At 74.6% G+C, this 19,282-nt stretch carries 16 protein-coding genes; 12 read left to right on the forward strand and 4 right to left on the reverse strand.

The features are described 5' to 3' along the window. The first annotated feature begins 29 nt into the window (after positions 1-29). From rlmN to dxr, 3 genes are read left to right on the forward strand one after another with little or no spacing between them, the layout of a single operon-like run. Positions 30-1,157, forward strand: coding sequence for a 23S rRNA (adenine(2503)-C(2))-methyltransferase RlmN (rlmN, locus tag F1D97_RS09730; protein WP_236120328.1), 1,128 nt, complete (start codon positions 30-32; stop codon positions 1,155-1,157). Next, positions 1,154-1,708 carry a DivIVA domain-containing protein gene (locus F1D97_RS09735; RefSeq protein WP_236120329.1) on the forward strand — a complete coding sequence of 185 codons (555 nt, stop codon included), beginning with the start codon at positions 1,154-1,156 and terminating at the stop codon, positions 1,706-1,708. Before rlmN ends, F1D97_RS09735 begins: the two co-directional genes overlap by 4 nt. 13 nt (positions 1,709-1,721) lie before the next feature. Further along, positions 1,722-2,891, forward strand: coding sequence for a 1-deoxy-D-xylulose-5-phosphate reductoisomerase (dxr, locus tag F1D97_RS09740; protein ID WP_236120330.1), 1,170 nt, complete (start codon positions 1,722-1,724; stop codon positions 2,889-2,891). Positions 2,892-2,955: 64 nt separating this feature from the next. Here the strand turns inward: dxr and F1D97_RS09745 are convergent, their stop codons facing one another. After that, positions 2,956-4,128: an NAD(P)/FAD-dependent oxidoreductase gene (locus tag F1D97_RS09745; protein ID WP_236120331.1), complete on the reverse strand. Its 1,173-nt coding sequence runs from the start codon at positions 4,126-4,128 to the stop codon at positions 2,956-2,958. A 136-nt stretch (positions 4,129-4,264) separates the two neighbouring features. Here F1D97_RS09745 and F1D97_RS09750 point away from each other — a divergent pair, with 136 nt between their 5' ends. From F1D97_RS09750 to F1D97_RS09760, 3 genes are all read left to right on the forward strand, one after another. Beyond that, on the forward strand, positions 4,265-5,584 hold the full coding sequence (locus tag F1D97_RS09750; protein WP_236120332.1) for a M50 family metallopeptidase: 1,320 nt from the start codon (positions 4,265-4,267) through the stop codon (positions 5,582-5,584). 160 nt (positions 5,585-5,744) lie between these two features. Beyond that, a complete protein-coding gene (gene ispG / locus F1D97_RS09755) occupies positions 5,745-6,902 on the forward strand; it encodes a flavodoxin-dependent (E)-4-hydroxy-3-methylbut-2-enyl-diphosphate synthase (protein ID WP_236120333.1) in 1,158 nt (385 codons plus the stop codon). A 131-nt stretch (positions 6,903-7,033) separates the two neighbouring features. Beyond that, on the forward strand, positions 7,034-7,933 hold the full coding sequence (locus tag F1D97_RS09760; RefSeq protein ID WP_236120334.1) for a GNAT family N-acetyltransferase: 900 nt from the start codon (positions 7,034-7,036) through the stop codon (positions 7,931-7,933). Here the strand turns inward: F1D97_RS09760 and F1D97_RS09765 are convergent. Beyond that, positions 7,930-8,820 (reverse strand): Fpg/Nei family DNA glycosylase, encoded by an 891-nt coding sequence (locus F1D97_RS09765; RefSeq protein WP_236120335.1) that lies wholly within the window; start codon positions 8,818-8,820, stop codon positions 7,930-7,932. The genes F1D97_RS09760 and F1D97_RS09765 overlap by 4 nt on opposite strands. Positions 8,821-8,933: 113 nt before the next feature. Here F1D97_RS09765 and F1D97_RS09770 point away from each other — a divergent pair, with 113 nt between their 5' ends. Beyond that, entirely contained in the window at positions 8,934-10,727 is a 1,794-nt protein-coding gene (locus F1D97_RS09770; RefSeq protein WP_236120336.1) for a proline--tRNA ligase, read from the forward strand. A 78-nt stretch (positions 10,728-10,805) separates the two neighbouring features. Here F1D97_RS09770 and F1D97_RS09775 read toward each other — a convergent pair whose 3' ends face one another. Beyond that, a complete protein-coding gene (locus F1D97_RS09775) occupies positions 10,806-11,876 on the reverse strand; it encodes a hypothetical protein (RefSeq protein WP_236120337.1) in 1,071 nt (356 codons plus the stop codon). A gap of 122 nt (positions 11,877-11,998) precedes the next feature. Here F1D97_RS09775 and F1D97_RS09780 point away from each other — a divergent pair, with 122 nt between their 5' ends. From F1D97_RS09780 to rbfA, 5 genes are all read left to right on the forward strand, one after another. Beyond that, complete coding sequence (locus F1D97_RS09780) at positions 11,999-12,547, forward strand: ribosome maturation factor RimP (protein ID WP_236120338.1); 549 nt, start codon at positions 11,999-12,001, stop codon at positions 12,545-12,547. Further along, entirely contained in the window at positions 12,547-13,596 is a 1,050-nt protein-coding gene (gene nusA / locus F1D97_RS09785; RefSeq protein WP_236120339.1) for a transcription termination factor NusA, read from the forward strand. Before F1D97_RS09780 ends, nusA begins: the two co-directional genes overlap by 1 nt. A gap of 191 nt (positions 13,597-13,787) precedes the next feature. After that, entirely contained in the window at positions 13,788-14,072 is a 285-nt protein-coding gene (locus F1D97_RS09790) for a YlxR family protein (RefSeq protein WP_317618845.1), read from the forward strand. Positions 14,073-14,164: 92 nt separating this feature from the next. Beyond that, complete coding sequence (gene infB / locus F1D97_RS09795; RefSeq protein WP_236120340.1) at positions 14,165-16,996, forward strand: translation initiation factor IF-2; 2,832 nt, start codon at positions 14,165-14,167, stop codon at positions 16,994-16,996. Positions 16,997-17,168: 172 nt separating this feature from the next. Further along, complete coding sequence (gene rbfA, locus F1D97_RS09800) at positions 17,169-17,624, forward strand: 30S ribosome-binding factor RbfA (protein WP_236120341.1); 456 nt, start codon at positions 17,169-17,171, stop codon at positions 17,622-17,624. 67 nt (positions 17,625-17,691) lie between these two features. Here the strand turns inward: rbfA and F1D97_RS09805 are convergent, their stop codons facing one another. Continuing rightward, a complete protein-coding gene (locus tag F1D97_RS09805) occupies positions 17,692-19,218 on the reverse strand; it encodes an MFS transporter (protein WP_236120342.1) in 1,527 nt (508 codons plus the stop codon). Positions 19,219-19,282: the final 64 nt, after the last annotated feature.

Consider the following 19,282-nt stretch of genomic DNA (forward strand, 5'->3'; position numbering starts at 1 on the left):
GCACCGCCCTCTCGTCCCGGAGTACCCCCGTGCCTGCCACCCCCGTCCGCCTTGACCTCTCGTCGCCCGTGCGCGGGCCGCGCGGCAAGCCGCCGCGCCACTTCGTCGACCTCACGCCCGACGAGCGTGTCGCGGCCGTCACGGCCCTCGGCGAGAAGCCGTTCCGTGCCAAGCAGCTCGCGACGCACTACTTCACGCACCTGACGGCGGACGCGGACGCGATGACGGACCTGCCCGCCGCGAGCCGCGAGAAGCTGGTCGAGGACCTGTTCCCGACGCTGCTCACGAAGGCGCGCACGCAGACGGCCGACGGCGGCACGACGGTCAAGACGCTGTGGCACCTGTTCGACCACGCGAAGGTCGAGTCGGTCCTCATGCGGTACTCGAACCGCACGACCCTGTGCATCTCGAGCCAGGCGGGCTGCGGTCTCGCGTGCGCGTTCTGCGCGACGGGCCAGATGGGCCTGACACGCAACCTGTCGACGGCGGAGATCGTCGAGCAGGTGCGCGAGGCGGCGCGCTCGCTGCAGGCGGGCGAGGTCCCGGGCGGCCCGACGCGCCTGTCGAACGTCGTGTTCATGGGCATGGGGGAGCCGCTCGCCAACTACAAGGCGATCATGGCGACGGTCCGCACGCTCGTCGCGCCCGCGCCCGAGGGTCTGGGGCTGTCGGCGCGCAACGTCACGGTGTCGACGGTCGGCATGGTCCCGGCGATGCGCAAGCTCGCCGACGAGGGCATCCCGGTGACGCTCGCGCTGTCGCTGCACGCGCCGGACGACGAGCTGCGCAGCGAGCTCGTGCCGGTCAACACGCGCTGGGACGTCGACGAGGCGCTGGACGCCGCGTACCACTACTTCGAGGTCACCGGCCGCCGGGTGTCGATCGAGTACGCCCTGATCAGGGACATCAACGACCACGCGTGGCGCGCGGACCTGCTGGGCGAGAAGCTCAACGCGCGCGGCAGGGGCTGGGTGCACTGCAACCCGATCCCGCTCAACCCGGTGCCGAACTCGAAGTGGACGGCGAGCGATCCCCGGGTCGAGCAGGAGTTCGTGGCACGCTTGCGTGCGCACGGGATCCCGACGACCATCCGGGACACCCGTGGCAGCGACATCGACGGTGCGTGCGGCCAGCTCGCCGCGGAGGAGGACGAGTGAGCGACGGGATGTTCCGGACCGTGTCGCGTCTACGTTCCGGGTACGACCCTGACGAGGTCGACGAGTTCTTCGACCACGCCCGACAGCTCTACGAGCAGGGTCCGGGCACGGCGCTGTCCGCGAAGGACGTGCGGCGGGTCGGCTTCGAGATGGTGCGCGGCGGGTACGCGACGGCCGCGGTCGACGCGGCGCTCGACCGCCTGGAGTCGGCGTTCGTCGCGCGGGCGCGTGCCGAGTACGTCGCGCAGCACGGCCAGCAGGCGTGGATGGGCCAGCTCGGCGAGCAGGCGCGCACGCTGTACGGCCGCCTGGGCCGGCCCGACGGGGACCGGTTCGCGCCGCCCGAGGGCCGCGAGCAGGGCTACGAGCCGGCCGACGTCGACGAGCTGTGCCACCGGCTGGTGGCGTACTTCGACCGCGGCGTCCCGCTGACCTCGGGCGAGGTGCGCTCGGCGACGTTCCGGCGTCGCAAGGGCCGTGACGCGTACGGCGAGCCGGCGGTCGACGCGTTCATGGCGCGCGCGGTCGAGGTCCTGCTCGGCGTCGAGTGACGGTCGGGCGACCATGACGAGGACCGTGTGCCTGCTGGGCTCGACGGGCTCGATCGGGACGCAGGCGCTCGACGTCGTGGCCCGGCACCCCGACCGGTTCACGGTCGCGGGTCTGGCGGCGGGCGGCGGCGACCCCGCCGCGCTCGCGGCGCAGGCGGCGCGGTTCGGCGTCCCGGTCGTCGCGGTCGCCGACGCGTCGGCGGTGCCGGCGGTGCGCGAGGCGCTCGTGGCCGCGGGGGCGCCCGGTGTCGAGGTCCTCGCGGGCCCCGATGCGGCCGAGCAGCTCGCGGGCGGTGGCGCGGACGTCGTCCTCAACGGGATCACGGGCTCGGTGGGTCTGCGCCCGACGCTCGCGGCGCTGCGCGCGGGCAGCACGCTCGCGCTCGCCAACAAGGAGTCCCTCGTGGTGGGCGGCGCTCTCGTGCACGCCGCGGCGGTGCGGCCCGACCAGGTCGTGCCCGTGGACTCGGAGCACTCGGCGATCGCGCAGGCGCTGCGCTCCGGTGCGCGTCCCGAGGTCGCGCGGCTGGTCCTCACCGCGTCGGGCGGGCCGTTCCGCGGATGGAGCGCCGACGACGTCAAGGTGGTGACGCCGCAGCAGGCGCTCGCGCACCCGACGTGGGCGATGGGCCCCGTGGTGACGATCAACTCCGCGACCCTGATGAACAAGGGCCTCGAGCTGATCGAGGCGCACCTGCTGTTCGACGTGCCGGTGGACCGGATCGACGTCGTCGTGCACCCGCAGTCGGTCGTGCACTCGATGGTGCAGTTCGTCGACGGCTCGACGATCGCGCAGGCCTCTCCGCCCGACATGCGCCTGCCGATCGCTCTGGGGCTGTCGTGGCCGGACCGGCTCGACGACGTCGCGGCGGCGTGCGACTGGTCGAGCCCGACGGCGTGGACGTTCGAGCCGCTCGACGAGGAGCTGTTCGGCGCCGTGCGGCTCGCGCGGCACGCGGTGGCCGCGTCCGCGACGCACCCGGCGGTCTACAACGCCGCGAACGAGCAGTGCGTCGCGGCGTTCCTCGCGGGTCGGATCGGCTTCCTCGACATCGTCTCCACGGTGGAGCGGGTCGTCGACGAGCACGACGGGACGCGTGCTGCGGACCTGACGCTCGACGTCGTGCTGGACGCGGAGCGCTGGGCGCGGGCGCGCGCCGACGAGATCCTCGCGCGCGTCTGACGCGCGGCCCGCACCGCCCGGGCGACCGGGCCACCGGACGAACGGGCGACCGGGCGAACGAGGGTCAGCCGCGCCGCACCCACGGTGCGCGGGTGAGCGCCGACTGCGTGCCGGTGACGAGCTCGGCGAGCGTCCGCCCCGCGACGTTGGCCGCGGCCGGGCCCGTCCCGCCGCTGCGTGCCCACGCGTGGTCGTCGACCAGCCCCACGGACGGGAGCGCGCCGGGCTCCGCGAGCGGGCGCTGCCACGCGTGCGTCACGGGTGCGTCCGCGAGCACGGGCACCAGCGTGACGAGGTCGGCGTGCAGCGCGTCCGACGAGCGCGCCGCGGCCCGCACGGGCCGGGTGCGTCCGGCGGCGGGGGCACGGCCCGCGACGAGCCGCCCGGAGGCCTCCCGCACGACGCGCAGCCCGTCGGTGTGCGCGAGGACCTCGCCGCGTGCGAGCCCGACCTGCTCCCAGACGGCCTCGGGCAGGGGAGCGGTGGCGAGCGCCGCGGCGGTCCGCCTGGTCCCGTGCGGGCGCGTGTCGACGACCGTCGCCGCGCGCACGGTGCCGTGGGTCGTCACCGCCGCGCCCGCGCTGAGCCGGGCGACGTCGGTGCGGTCGACGACGCGCGCACCGCGGGACAGGACGGCGTCGCGCAGCCCGCGCGCGAGGGCGCCGGGGTCGAGCCGTGCGGCCTCGGGCGACCAGGTGCCGCCGACGGCACCCTCCAGGCGCACGTGCTCGGCGAGCGCCGCTCCGCCCAGCACGTGCGTCTCGTCGCCCCACCGCGTCGCGGCGGCGGCCTGGCGCGCGAGCCGGGCGAACGCGTGGTCGTCGCCGGCGACGACGAGCTCGCCCCCGAACCGGAAGCCGCACTCGACCTCCTCGACGGCGGCGACGCCGCCCACCTCGACGACCGCGTCCCGCAGCGCGGCCCGCGCGTCGCGCGCGGCGGCCTCGCCGTAGCGCTCCGCGATGCCGTCCGCGTCGAGCCCCACGCGCGCGGAGCACGCGCCGATCCCGCGCTCGTCCTGGCCGCTCGCGCCGGACTCGACGAGCAGCACGTCGAGCGCGGGGTCGGCCTCGAGCAGGTAGTACGCGGCCCACAGGCCGGTGAGCCCGGCGCCCACGACGAGCACGTCGCACGTCGTGTCGCCGTCGAGCGCGGGCCGGGGTGCGGCCGACTCGTCGGCCCACGGCGCGGGGTCGTCGGGCGAGTCGATCGGGCGGCGCAGCGCACGCAGGTCCATCCGCCGATGCTGGCCCCGCGGCCCCGCGCGGACAACTCGCCACGCAGGACGTGGCGGCGGCACGTCGGCACAGGTTCTCGGGGGATGATGGGCCGGCCGGGACCCGTGGGGGTGCTCGGGGCTGAAGGAGGCTGGTGTGGCGTACCTGCTCGGCGTGCTCATCGCGCTGGTCGTGCTGCTCGGGTCGATCGCGCTGCACGAGGTGGGGCACATGGTGCCCGCGAAGCGCTTCGGTGTGCGCGTGAGCCACTATTTCGTCGGGTTCGGGCCGACGCTGTGGTCGCGCACGCGCGGCGAGACGGAGTACGGCGTCAAGGCGATCCCGCTGGGCGGCTTCGTGCGGCTCGTCGGCATGTACGCGCCTGCCGAGGCCGTGGGCAACCCGCCCGCGCGCACGTGGGTGGGGCGGCTGGCCGCGGACGCGCGGGACGCGAGCGCCGCGGAGATCCACCCCGGTGAGGACCACCGCGCGTTCTACCGGCTGTCGACGCCGAAGAAGCTCGTAGTGATGCTCGGCGGCCCCGTGATGAACCTGCTGATCGCGTTCGTCCTGCTCGCGATCGTGCTCATGGGCTTCGGCGTCCCGGTGACCTCGACGACCCTCGACTCCGTCTCGCAGTGCGTGATCCCTGCGGGCGCCGAGGCGGACCGCGCGTGCACCGACGCCGACCCGGCCGCGCCGGGGGCGGCCGCGGGCCTGCAGCCGGGGGACACCGTGCTGAGCTGGGCCGGCACACCGGTCTCGTCGTGGGACGAGCTCTCGACGCTCATCCGTGCGACGGGTGCCGAGCCCACGGACGTCGTCGTCGAGCGCGACGGCGCCCGGCTCGACCTGAGCGTCACGCCCGTCGTCGCGCAGCGACCGGCGTACGACGAGGACGGCGCGCCCGTGCACGACGAGGACGGCGAGCTCGTCACGGTGCCCGTCGGCTTCGTCGGCGTGTCGCCGACCGTCGAGTACCGGTCGGCGACGCTCGCGCAGGTGCCCGAGGAGGTCGCGAACCGCACCTGGCAGACGGTGTCGGTCGTCGCGACGTTGCCGGCGCGCGTCGTCGACCTCGTCGCCACGACGTTCGGCGACGGCGAGCGCGGCGCGGACTCGATCGTCGGGATCGTCGGCGTCGGACGGCTCGCGGGCGAGGTCGCGTCCGTCCAGGGTGAGGGCATCGACTGGGGGGTGCGCCTGGCGATGCTCCTCGAGATGCTCGCGACGCTGAACATCGCGCTGTTCGTGTTCAACCTGATCCCGCTGCCGCCGCTCGACGGCGGGCACGTCGCAGCCGCGCTGTGGGAGGGCGGCAGGCGGCAGGTCGCGCGCCTGCGACGGCTGCCGCGACCCGGCCCGTTCGACTCGGCGAAGCTGGTCCCGCTCGCGTACTCGGTGTTCGTGGTGCTCGGCGCGATGGGCGTGCTGCTGATCTACGCGGACATCGTCGACCCGGTCACGATCACCTGAGCCCCGCCCGCCCGGCGGCCTGCGGCGCGCGTGCGGTGCGGCTCGTCGTGCGCTCGTCGTGCGCTCGTCGTGCGGCTGTCGTGCGGTCGTCGTGTGCACGATCGGCCACCGTGCGGCTCGTCACGCCGGATGGTGCGGCGGTAGGTGGGATGATGGCCCGGTGAGCGTTCCGATCTCCCTGGGTATGCCCGAGGCACCCGCACCGGTCCTGGCGCCGCGGCGCCCCTCCCGCAAGATCCGAGTCGGGAAGGTCGAGGTCGGCGGCGACGCCCCGGTGAGCGTGCAGTCGATGACGACGACGCTGACCGCGGACGTGAACTCCACGCTGCAGCAGATCGCCGAGCTCACGGCGTCCGGGTGCGACATCGTGCGCGTCGCGGTGCCGAGCCAGGACGACGCGGACGCGCTGCCCGCGATCGCGCGCAAGTCGCAGATCCCGGTGATCGCCGACATCCACTTCCAGCCGAAGTACGTGTTCGCGGCGATCGACGCGGGCTGCGCCGCGGTGCGCGTGAACCCCGGCAACATCCGCAAGTTCGACGACCAGGTCGGCGCGATCGCGAGGGCCGCGGCGGACGCGGGCGTGAGCCTGCGCATCGGCGTCAACGCCGGCTCGCTCGACCCGCGGCTGCTCGCGAAGTACGGCAAGGCGACGCCCGAGGCGCTCGTGGAGTCGGCCGTGTGGGAGGCGTCGCTGTTCGAGGAGCACGACTTCCACGACTTCAAGATCTCGGTCAAGCACAACGACCCGGTGGTCATGGTGCGCGCCTACGAGCTGCTCGCCGAGCGCGGCGACTGGCCGCTGCACCTCGGGGTGACCGAGGCCGGGCCCGCGTTCCAGGGGACGATCAAGTCCGCGACCGCGTTCGGCGCGCTGCTGAGCAAGGGCATCGGCGACACGATCCGCGTCTCGCTGTCCGCGCCGCCCGTCGAGGAGGTCAAGGTCGGGATCCAGATCCTGCAGTCGCTGAACCTGCGGCCTCGCAAGCTCGAGATCGTGTCCTGCCCGTCGTGCGGTCGCGCGCAGGTGGACGTCTACTCGCTCGCGGAGCGGGTCACGGCGGGCCTCGAGGGCCTCGAGGTGCCGCTGCGCGTCGCCGTGATGGGCTGCGTCGTCAACGGCCCCGGTGAGGCGCGCGAGGCGGACCTGGGCGTCGCGTCCGGCAACGGCAAGGGGCAGATCTTCGTCAAGGGCGAGGTCGTCAAGACCGTCCCGGAGTCGAAGATCGTGGAGACCCTCATCGAGGAGGCGATGCGCATCGCCGAGACGATGGAGCCGAGCGAAGGCGGGACCAGCCCGGTCGTCACCGTCGGCTGAGGGTGGCGAGCCGTCGACCCGACGCCGCCGAGACCCGTGCCGGCGCGAGCGCCGGCACGGTCGGTGACACGAGTGCAGACCGGCCGCGAGTCCCGGACGCAGCACCCGTGAGCGTGAGGCACAATCGCCTCATGGGGCCGCGGCGCGCGATGGTGCTCGACCGCCGGCCCGGGGCACGTGTCCTGGACGACGTCGACCTCGGGGCGGCTCTCGAGGTGTGCGCGCTCGACCCGGTCGGCTCGGTGCTCGCGACCGCCCGGATCGAGGCGGCGCGGGCCACCCGGCTCGGCAGCGCGGGCGGCGCGCTGTGGGGCTACCAGCACGGCGGCTCGCTCGTCGCGGTGTGCTGGGCGGGCGCGAACATGGTGCCCGTGGTCCCGGTCGAGGACCCGGCCGTCGTCTCCGACGCGCTCGACGCGTTCGCGACGAGCGCCGCGCGCCAGGGCCGGCGCTGCTCGTCGATCGTCGGTCCCGCCCCCGCGGTCCTGGGTCTGTGGAACCGGCTGCGCACGGTGTGGCCGGGCGTGCGCGAGGTGCGCCACGACCAGCCGTCGATGGTGATCGACTCCGCGCCGTCGGTCGCGGTGGACCCACAGGTGCGCCTGTCGCGTCCCGACGAGTTCGACCTGGTGCTGCCCGCGTGCATCGCGATGTTCACCGAGGAGGTCGGCTACTCGCCGGCGAGCGGACCGCGCGGACCGTACGAGACCCGCGTGCGCACGCTCATCGACCAGGGGCGTTCGTTCGTGCGCATGGAGTCCGGACCGGGCGGTGCACCGCGCGTGACGTTCAAGGCCGAGCTCGGCGCCGTCGCCGGGGGCGTCGCCCAGGTGCAGGGCGTCTGGGTCGAGCCCGAGCGGCGCGGGATGCGGCTCTCGGAGCACGGCATGGCGGCCGTGGTCGAGGCGACGCGCGACCACGTCGCGCCCGTCGTGTCCCTGTACGTCAACGACTACAACGAGCGCGCCATCGCGGCGTACCGGGCGGTGGGCTTCCGCCAGGTCGGCTCGTACGCGACGGTGCTCTTCTAGCGCAGCAGCCGCGACATGCGGCGGTCGGCGAGCGGTCTGCCGCCGGTCTGGCACGTCGGGCAGTACTGCAGCGACGAGTCCGCGAACGACACCTCGTGCACGGTGTCCCCGCACGGCACCCCGTCCCAGCCCGGACACGCCTCGCCCGTGCGCCCGTGCACGCGCATGCCGCGGCGCTTGGCGTCCTTGAGCTCCGCGGCGGGCTTGCCGGACGCCTCGGCGACGGCCTGCGCGAGCACCTCGCGCACCGCCGCGTAGATGACGTCCGCCTGCTCGTCGGACAGCTTGGCGGTGAGCGCGAACGGTGACGTGCGGGCCGCGTGCAGGATCTCGTCGGAGTACGCGTTGCCGATGCCCGCGATGGTGCCCTGGTCGCGCAGCAGTCCCTTGACCTGCTGGTTGCGCGCGGTCAGCAGAGCGCCGAACCGTTCGCGCGTGAACTCCGGGGAGAGCGGCTCGACGCCGAGCGAGGCGATCTGCGGCACGTCCGCGGTGTCCTCGACGACGTGCACGGCGAGCCGCTTGCGCGTGCCCTGCTCGGTGAGGTCGAACCCCGAGGCGTCGTCGAGCCGCACGCGCAGCGCGAGCGGCGAGCGGCCGGGGCGAACGGGCGTCGTCGCGAGCTTCTCCGACCAGCGCACCCACCCCGCGCGGGACAGGTGCCACACGAGGTGCAGGGGCTCGCCCGTCGGCGTCGCGACGAGCAGGTCGAGCCACTTGCCGTGCCGGCTCGCGTCGACCACCGTGCCGCCGACGAGCGCGTCCGGCGGCGGTCGGAACGTCTTGAGGGCGGCGATGTCGCCCACGCCGATCTGCGTCACGGTGCGGCCGACGGCGCGCTCGCGCAGGAACGCGGCGAGCGCCTCGACCTCGGGGAGCTCGGGCACGGGACCATCGTGGCCCACGTCACCCCCGCACCGCGCCCGAACCGGGGCCGGTGTGCGCCAGACGCCCGACGATCGCGTCGGCCGGACCGCGGCGGGCAACTAGGCTTCGCCTCATGCTCCTGCGTATGTCCACGCTGTTCGTCCGCACGCTGCGCGAGGACCCGGCCGACGCCGAGGTCGCGAGCCACAAGCTCCTGGTGCGCGCCGGGTACATCCGCCGCGCCGCGCCCGGCATCTACACCTGGCTCCCGCTCGGCCTGCGCGTGCTCGCCAAGGTCGAGGCCGTCGTCCGTGAGGAGATGGCCGCCGCCGGCGCGCAGGAGGTGCACTTCCCGGCGCTGCTGCCGCGCGAGCCGTACGAGGCGACGGGCCGCTGGACGGAGTACGGGCCGAACATCTTCCGGCTCAAGGACCGCAAGGGCAACGACTACCTGCTCGCGCCCACGCACGAGGAGATGTTCACGCTCCTGGTCAAGGACCTGTACTCGTCGTACAAGGACCTGCCGCTGTCGATCTACCAGATCCAGACGAAGTACCGCGACGAGGCCCGCCCGCGCGCCGGCCTCATCCGCGGGCGTGAGTTCGTCATGAAGGACGCGTACTCGTTCGACGTCGACGACGCGGGCCTCGAGGCGTCCTACGAGGCGCAGCGCCTGGCGTACCAGCGGATCTTCGACCGGCTCGGGCTCGAGTACGTCGTCGTCGCGGCGACGTCCGGAGCGATGGGCGGCTCGCGCTCCGAGGAGTTCCTGACGCCGACGGCGATCGGCGAGGACACGTTCGTGCGGTCGCCGGGCGGGTACGCCGCGAACGTCGAGGCCGTCACGACGATCGCGCCCGAGCCGCTGCCGTTCGACGACGCGCCCGCGGCGCACGTCGAGGACACGCCGGACACGCCGACGATCGACACGCTCGTCGCGCTCGCGAACGAGCGGTTCGCGCGCCCCGACCGCGCGTGGACGGCCGCGGACACCCTGAAGAACGTGGTGCTCGCGCTCGTGCACCCGAGCGGCGAGCGCGAGCTCGTCGTCGTCGGCCTGCCCGGCGACCGCGAGGTCGACCTCAAGCGCCTCGAGGCGGCCGTCGCGCCCGCCGAGGTCGAGGCCGCGGGCGACGCGGACTTCGCGGCGCACCCGGAGCTCGTGCGCGGGTACATCGGCCCGGCGGTGCTGGGCCCGAACGCGGACGGCCGCGCGGCCGACGACGAGGAGCGGACCGCGGTCCGCTACCTGCTCGACCCGCGCGTCGTCGCCGGCACGCGCTGGATCACGGGTGCGAACGAGCCCGGCCGGCACGTGTTCGACCTCGTCGCGGGCCGCGACTTCACGGCCGACGGCACGGTCGAGGCCGCCGAGGTGCGCGCGGGTGACCCCGCGCCGGACGGCTCGGGCCCGCTCGAGCTCGCGCGCGGCATCGAGATCGGCCACATCTTCCAGCTCGGCCGCAAGTACGCCCAGGCGCTCGGCCTGACCGTGCTCGACCAGAACGGCAAGGCGCAGGTCGTCACGATGGGCTCGTACGGCATCGGCGTGACGCGCGTGCTCGCGGCGCTGGCCGAGGCGAACCACGACGACAAGGGCCTCGCGTGGCCGGCGCACGTCGCCCCGGCGCACGTGCACCTGGTCGCGACCGGCAAGGACCAGGCCGTGTTCGACGCCGCCGACGAGCTCGCGCGCGGGCTCGAGGCGCGCGGCGTCGAGGTGCTCTACGACGACCGCCCGAAGGTCTCGCCCGGCGTGAAGTTCGCCGACGCCGAGCTGCTGGGCGTGCCGCTCGTCGTGGTCGTGGGCCGCGGCCTGGCCGACGGCGTCGTCGAGGTGCGCTCGCGCGCCGGTGGCGACAGCGAGAACGTGCCGGTCGCCGACGCGGTCGAGGTCGTCGCCGGGAAGGTCTCCGCGCTGCTCTGACCGCACGGCGTCGACCCGGCGCCGTGGTCCGAGTCGCTGACGCGACGTCCTGGGTCGCCTGCCCTCGCGGGCGGCGGCTCAGGGCGTCGGGGTCGGCGCCGGTTCCGCCTGCTCCGGTTCCGTCTGCTCCGGATCCGTCTGCTCCGGCAGGCCGGGGAACGCCTGCACGGGAGCACCCGCCACCCGGGCGCGCTCGACGGCGACGCGCAGCTCGTCGAGGTACGGCTCGCGCGCGCCCGCGGGCACCTGTGCGAGCGCTGCCGCGGCAGCGTGCCCGACACCCGCGTGCACGTCCCGCACGAGCGCGGTGAGCGCGCCGTCGGCGTCGAGGTCGGCCGGCAGCGCGTACTGACCCAGGCGCGTCTCCTCGCCCGTGCCCGAGACCCCCGCGGCCGTGGCCCACTGCTCGGCCCGCGCGCGCTGCCCGCGCGCCTGCGCGAGCACGGTCGCGCGGACGTCCTTCGCCCCGCGTGCCGCGACGACCTCGAGCGCGAAGCCCGCCTCGTCGTGCGCGCGTGCGAGCGGCCCGCCGACCGCCGGGTCCACCTCGGCGGGCACGACGAGCTCGTCGGGCACGCCCGGCGCGGGGGAGTCCTCGCCGAGCGCGAGCGCGAGCCGCAGCGCCAGGTCCGCCCGCGCGACCGCGACCGACCCGACGACGCGCGCGAGCGGGCCGTCGTCGGTCGTGCTCGCGTCGGTCCGGGCCGTGCTGCTCGTCGTGCCCAGCAACGCCAGGACGTCCTGCGCGGTCGTCGCCTCCGTGGTCGGGCTCGCCGTGGGGGTCGGCTCGGCGTCGGGGTCGACGATGCCGGAGTCGTACGCGCCGCCGAGCGCGGCGGCGTGCTGCGCGCTGACGTCGGCGACCTGCTCGAGCAGCGGCGCGACGGCCTCGTCGGCCGTCACGGTGAGCGCGCCGTCCGCCGCGGCCTCGAGCGCGAGCGCGTCGGCGACCGTGCGGCCGCGGACCTGCTCGAGCGCGTCGGGCGAAGGCTCGACGGGCGGCGGGGTCTCGAGCCGCAGCCCGCATCCGCCCAGCGCGAGGGCCAGCAGCGCGCCGACGACGGCGGCGTGCGTGCCGCGGCGCGCCCGGGCGCGCGTGATCCTCGCCACGCGGGAGGTGGACGGGTCGGGCGAGATCGCGGTGCTCATCGCGGCGATCCTGCCACGCGCACCCCGGCGCGCCCGGTACCGGCCGTCGCGTGCCCGCGACAGTCGTTACCCTGGAGCGACAACTCGAGGGCCACGGCCCCGTGCACACGAAGGAGGCGGTCATGGTCGCAGCCGCATCCGCGCAGCGGGTCAGGCAGGTGCTGGACCCCGTGGTCGCCGCCTCCGGTCTCGTCCTCGAGGACGTGCGCGTGCGCCGCTCGGGCGGCCGGCAGGTCGTCGAGGTCCTCGTGGGCCCGGACGAGCACGACGAGCACGAGGTCGACCTCGACCGCGTCGCCGAGGTCACGCGCGCCGTGTCCGACGCGCTCGACGAGTCCGACCCGGTCGCGGGGGAGTACACGCTCGAGGTGGGCACGCGCGGAGCGGACAGCCCGCTGGTCGCGCGCCGGCACTTCGTGCGCGCCGTCGGCCGCGCGGTCCGCGTGCGCCGCCACGGCGGCGAGGTCGTGACCGGCCGGCTGACCGCCGTGCAGGACGACGACGCGCTCGTCGTCGTGCCCGTGACGCCCGGTGTGAAGGGGCGGCCGCCGAAGGTCGGTGCCCCGTTGACGATCGCGCTCGACGACGTCGCGGACGCGCGCGTCGAGGTGGACCTGTCGGGGCTCGGCCCCGACGACGACGGCGGCGACGACGCCGGACGGGAGATCTGATGGACATCGACATGCAGGCGCTGCGCAGCCTGGAGCGAGAGCGGGAGATCAGCCTCGAGGTGCTGGTCGCCGCCATCGAGCAGGCGCTGCTGTCCGCCTACCACCGCACGCCCGGTGCCCACCAGCGTGCTCGCGTCGAGGTCGACCGCCGTACGGGCCACGTCACGGTGTGGGCGCGCGAGCCCGCGCAGGTCGACGAGGACGGGCACGTCCTGGCGGACGCGCCGGAGTTCGACGACACGCCCTCGGGCTTCGGGCGCATCGCGACCGCGACCGCGCGCCAGGTCATCGTGCAGCGACTGCGGGACGCCGAGGACGACCAGGTGCTCGGCACGTTCCGCGGCAAGGAGGGCGAGGTCCTCGGCGGCGTCATCCAGCAGGGCCCGGACCCGCGTGTCGTGCTCGTCGACGTCGGCGGCACCGAGGCGGTGCTCCCGCCGCACGAGCAGGTCGCGTCCGAGACCTACGTCCACGGCGAGCGCATCCGCGGCTACGTGCTCGAGGTCGCGCGCGGCGCGCGCGGCCCGCAGGTCACGCTGTCGCGCACGCACCCGAACCTCGTGCGCAAGCTGTTCGAGCTCGAGGTCCCCGAGGTCGCCGACGGCACGGTCGAGATCACGGCGCTCGCGCGCGAGGCCGGCCACCGCACCAAGATGGCGGTCCGGGCGACCGTCGCCGGGGTGAACGCCAAGGGGGCGTGCATCGGCCCGATGGGCGGCCGCGTGCGTGCGGTGATGGCCGAGCTGCGCGGCGAGAAGATCGACATCGTCGACCACAGCGACGACCCGGCGGAGATGGTGGCGCACGCGCTGTCGCCCGCGCGCGTGATCTCGGTCACGGTCGCCGACCCCGACGCACGCGCGGCGCGTGTCGTCGTGCCCGACTACCAGCTGTCGCTCGCGATCGGCAAGGAGGGCCAGAACGCGCGTCTGGCCGCCAAGCTCACCGGCTGGCGCATCGACATCCGCTCGGACGCCGAGGGCGAGGACGCGGGCGCGGCACCGGCCGTCGGGCACGCCGCCGAGCGCAACCCGGACGACGCGGGGTGACCCGCGGGGGTAGACTCACCGTGGCTGGGCCGGACGCCCGGCAGTCCCCGCACGCCGACGCGACCGTCGGCACGCAGTCCGTGACCTCCTCAGGACGTCGAGACGTCCGTCTCACGAGGAAGACCGCGGGTGCGCCGGTCCGCACGTGCGTGGGGTGTCGAGCCACCGGTCCCAGGTCCGCCCTGCTGAGGGTGGTCGCCGTCGTGGACGGCGCGGGTCAGCCCGCGCTCGTCGTGGACGTCGCCCGCCGGATGCCGGGCCGGGGTGCCTGGCTGCACCTCGATCCTGGATGCCTCGATCTCGCGACGCGCCGACGCGCGTTCGGCAGGGCCCTGCGACTGCAGGCCGCGCCGGACGTGGCTGCGGTGCGGGAGCACCTCGAGCACCAGCTCACGGCGTCGGGAGAACCGACGCCGACCGTCGATGAAGGAAGCGGGTTGGAAGCCGATGGCGACCCGATGAGCACGCACCGATGAGTGCCTCGCGATGAGCACCCAGCAGATGCGCATGCGCACCCAGCACTAACGACGGTCCGACCCTGTCTCGGGCGGACCGAGACAGGAGAGAAGTGGCCAAGCTTCGCGTCTACGAGCTCGCGAAGGAGCTCGGGGTCGACAGCAAGACCATCATGACGAAGCTCACCGAGATGGGTGAGTTCGTGCGCTCGGCGTCCTCGACGATCGAGCCGCCCGTCGTGCGCAAGCTGCGCGACACGTACCCCGCTGCCGGCGGTGGCGCCGCGCAGCCCGCAGCGCGCCCCGCACCGTCGCGACCCGCGGCACCGGCACGTCCGGCCGCGGCAGCCCCCGCGCCCGCCGCGCCAGCGGCACCCACGCCCGCACCTGCCCGCCCGGCCGCCCCGGCCCCGGCGCAGCCTGCGGCCGCGGCACCCGCCCCGGCACGTCCGGCCGCCCCCGCGCCCGCGGCCAAGGCCCCCGCGCCCGGTGCGACCCCCGCCCCGCGTCCCGCGGGCCAGCGTCCCGGTGGTGCCGGTGGCGCCCGTCCGGGTGCGCCGCGTCCCGCGGCCCGTCCCGGCAACAACCCGTTCGCGCCGTCGCAGGGCATGCCCCGCGCCGGCGGTGGCGAGCGCTCCGGCGGCCCGCGCCCCGGTGGGCCGCGTCCGGGGAACAACCCGTTCGCGCCGTCGCAGGGCATGCCGCGTCCCGGCGACCGGCGTCCCGAGGGCGCTCCGGCGGCCGGTGCGGGCGACCGTCCCGGCGGCCCGCGTCCCGCGCCGCGTCCGGGCGGTCCGCGTCCCAACCCGGGCATGATGCCCGGCCGCACCTCGAGCGGCGTCGGTCGTCCCGGTGAGCGCCCCGCGCGCCCCGGCGGCGGTGGCGGCGGCGCTCGCGGCGGCTTCGGCGGTCGTCCCGGTGGCGGCGGCGGTGCTCCCGGCGGTGGCGGCGGCTTCGCCGGTCGCCCCGGTGGCGGCGGTGGTCGTCCCGGCGGTGCCGGTCGCGGCTCCACGCAGGGTGCGTTCGGCCGCGCCGGTGGTCGTCCCGTCCGCGGGCGCAAGTCCAAGCGGGCGAAGCGCCAGGAGTTCGAGGCGATGCAGGCCCCGTCGCTCGGCGGCGTGCAGGTCCCGCGTGGCAACGGCAAGACCGTCGTGCGCCTGCGCCACGGCTCGTCGCTGAACGACTTCGCCGACAAGATCGACGCGAACCCCGCGGCCCTCGTCACCGTGCTGTTCCACCTCGGTGAGATGGCCACGGCGACGCAGTCGCTCGACGAGGACACGTTCGGCACGCTCGCGGCCGAGCTCGGCTACGTCATCGAGATGGTGTCGGCCGAGGAGGAGGACCGCGAGCTGCTCGGTGCCTTCGACATCGACCTCGAGGCCGAGGAGGCCGGCGAGTCCGACGAGGACCTCGCGCCGCGTCCGCCGGTCGTCACCGTCATGGGTCACGTCGACCACGGAAAGACCAAGCTCCTCGACGCGATCCGCTCCACGGACGTCGTCGCGGGCGAGGCCGGCGGCATCACCCAGCACATCGGTGCCTACCAGGTCGTCAAGGAGCACGAGGGCGTCGAGCGCCCCATCACGTTCATCGACACCCCGGGTCACGAGGCGTTCACCGCCATGCGTGCCCGCGGTGCCCAGGTCACGGACATCGCGATCCTCGTGGTCGCGGCCGACGACGGCGTGATGCCCCAGACGATCGAGGCGCTCAACCACGCCCAGGCGGCCAACGTGCCGATCGTCGTCGCGGTCAACAAGGTGGACAAGGAGGGGGCCAACCCCGCCAAGATCCGCCAGCAGCTCACCGAGTACAACCTCGTGGCCGAGGAGTACGGCGGCGACACGATGTTCGTCGACGTCTCCGCGAAGCAGGGGCTGAACATCGACCAGCTGCTCGAGGCCGTGCTGCTCACGGCCGACGCCGCGCTCGACCTGCGCGCCAACCCGGACAAGGACGCGCGAGGCGTCGCCATCGAGGCGAACCTCGACAAGGGCCGCGGCTCCGTCGCGACCGTCCTCGTCCAGTCCGGCACGCTGCGCGTCGGCGACGCGATCGTCGCAGGCACGGCCTACGGCCGCGTGCGGGCGATGTTCGACGAGCACGGCGAGACCGTCGACGAGGCGGGCCCGTCCCGCCCGGTCCAGGTGCTCGGGCTCGCGTCCGTCCCGTCCGCGGGCGACACGCTGCTCGTCGCGCCCGAGGAGCGCACCGCCCGCCAGATCGCCGAGAAGCGTGAGGCCGCCGAGCGTGCCGCCCTCCTGGCCAAGCGCCGCAAGCGCATCAGCCTCGAGGACTTCACGCAGGCGCTCGCCCAGGGCAAGGTCGAGACCCTCAACCTGGTCATCAAGGGTGACGTGTCCGGTGCCGTCGAGGCGCTCGAGGACGCGCTGCTCAAGATCGACGTGGGCGAAGAGGTCGACCTGCGCGTCATCCACCGCGGTGTCGGTGCGATCACGCAGAACGACGTCAACCTCGCGACCGTCGACTCGGCGATCATCATCGGCTTCAACGTGAAGTTCGCCGAGCGCGTCGAGGAGCTGGCCGACCGCGAGGGCGTCGACGTGCGCTTCTACTCGGTCATCTACCAGGCGATCGACGACGTCGAGGCCGCGCTCAAGGGCATGCTCAAGCCGGAGTACGAGGAGGCACAGCTCGGCACCGCCGAGGTGCGCGAGATCTTCCGCTCCTCCAAGTTCGGCAACATCGCCGGCTCGATCGTCCGTTCGGGCGAGATCCGACGGAACTCGAAGGCGCGTGTCCTGCGCGGCGGCAAGGTGATCGCGGACAACCTCACGATCGAGTCGCTCAAGCGGTTCAAGGACGACGCCACCGAGGTCCGCGAGGGCTACGAGTGCGGTATCGGGCTCGGGTCGTACAACGACCTGCAGCTCGAGGACGTCATCGAGACGTTCGAGATGCGCGAGAAGCCGCGCGCCTGATGTTCGTGGCCCGGTGACGGGTCTCCTCACGGCCTACCAGGTGGCCGCCCCGACGGGGCGGCCACCCGCCAGGCCCAACCACGGCCGTGAGGAGACCCGTCACCGGTCTTCTCGTCCCCGCGCGAGCAGTGCGGGCGGGCGAGGCTGGTGACTTCGAGAAGGAGGGTCCCTGATGGTGGACACAGGGCGGGCCAGGAAGCTGGCCGAGAGGATCCAGCAGGTCGTCGCGCAGATGCTCGACACGCGGATCAAGGACCCGAGGCTCGGGTTCGTGACCGTGACCGACGTGCGTGTCACGGGCGACCTGCAGCACGCCGACATCTACTACACGGTGTACGGGGACGACGAGGCGCGCACCGGCAGCGCCGCGGCGCTGGAGTCGGCGAAGGGCGTCATCCGCTCCGAGGTCGGCAAGCAGACCGGGGTGCGGCTCACGCCGACGCTCGCGTTCCACCTGGACGCGGTGCCCGAGACGGCCGCGCACCTCGAGCAGGCGCTCGCCGACGCGGCGCGCCGGGACGCCGAGCTGCAGGCGATCGCGCGCTCGGCGTCGTACGCCGGTGAGCCTGACCCGTACCGTCGGCCTGCCGACGAGGACGAGGACGACGAGGGCGACACGCGCGCCTGATCCGCCGTCCATGCACACGCCGAGGGCGCCCCGATCCGTTCGGGGCGCCCTCGGCGTGTGTCCGGGCTCAGCGGGTGGCGAGGGCCGGTTCGGCCGCTGCGTCCGCCCGTGCGTCCGCCTCGGTGCCGTTGGTGGACAGCGGCGGGGTGTCGGGGGTGATGCGGCCCGTCGAGCGCGGCATGAACGCCGCGACGACCGCGCCGAGGCCGACGACCGCGGCGCCCACGAAGGCCGCGGGCCGCAGCCCCTGGGCGAAGCCGTCCGGGGTGAGGGTGCCGTCGGCAGCCTGGAACACGGCCACGATCACCGCGACGCCGACCGCACCGCCCACCTCGCGGATGGTCGAGTTCACCGAGCTCGCGGTGCCGTGGTCGGGCGAGGCCATGTCCGCGAGGACCGCGGTCGCGGACGGGGCGAACGTGAGGCCCATGCCGATCCCGGCCAGCGCCAGGCCCGGGACGAGGTCCGCGTACACGGTCGCGTCGCCGACCACAGCCGCCTGCCACGCCAGACCCACGGCCTGCAGGGCGAGGCCGGACGCGAGGAGCGGGCGGACGCCCAGCCGCGGCGCCAGGAGACCGGCGACGGGTGCGACGAGCATGGGCGCGGCGGTCCACGGCAGCGTCCGCACGCCCGCCTCCAGCGGGCTGTAGCCCATGCCGATCTGCAGGTACTGCGAGAGCACGAACACGGTGCCGAACACGCCGACCGAGAACAGGAACGCGCTGCCGTTCGCGACCGAGAACGAGCGCACGCGGAACAGGGACAGTGGGACCAGCGGGTGGTCGGTGCGGGCCTCGCGGCGCAGGAAGGCGGCGAGCAGGCCGACGCCCACGACGGTCGTGCCGACGACCGGGGCCGAGCCCCAGCCCTCGTCGTTGCCGTTCACGACGGCCCACACGAGCAGCAGGACGCCGAGTCCGGCGAGCATCAGGCCGAGCACGTCGATGCGCTGGGCGCGCCCGTACGACTCGGGCAGCACGCGCATCACGAGGGGGATCGCGACGACCGCGACGGGCACGTTGATCCAGAAGATGGCCTGCCAGGAGATGCCGTCGACGACCGCGCCGCCGATCACGGGCCCCAGCGCGACGCCGAGCCCGGACACCGCACCCCAGACACCGATCGCCATCGCGCGCCGCGCGGGTGGGACGGCCGCTGCGAGGAGCGTGAGGGACAGGGGCATGACGGCCGCGGCGCCCGCGCCCTGCACGGTGCGCGCCGCGATGAGCATCTCGGGCGTGGTGGACATCGCGGACGCGATCGACGCGAGCGCGAACAGCACGATGCCGCCGACGAACACGCGCCGCCGGCCGAGGCGGTCGCCGAGGCTCGCGGCCGCGATCATGAGGGAGGCGAACGCGAGCGTGTACGCGTTGACCATCCACTGCAGCTCCGCCAGCGACGCCGACAGCTCGGTGCGCAGCACGGGCAGGGCCGTGGTCATGACGAGGTTGTCGAGGGTGGCCATGAACATCGGCAGCGACGCCGCGACGAGCGCGATGCCGGTGCCGGCGCCGGCGCGGCGAGCGTCTCTGCCCGGGGCCGCGGGTGCCGCGCCCGGTGGGGTCCCGTCGGTCTGGTGCGTGGTCATCGGAAGCTCCCCTGCTGGGTCCCGCCCGGACGACTGCTGCCCGGGGCTGCTTGTTGGCATTGAG

Source organism: Cellulomonas palmilytica (genome assembly GCF_021590045.1).
GTDB lineage: Bacteria > Actinomycetota > Actinomycetes > Actinomycetales > Cellulomonadaceae > Cellulomonas > Cellulomonas palmilytica.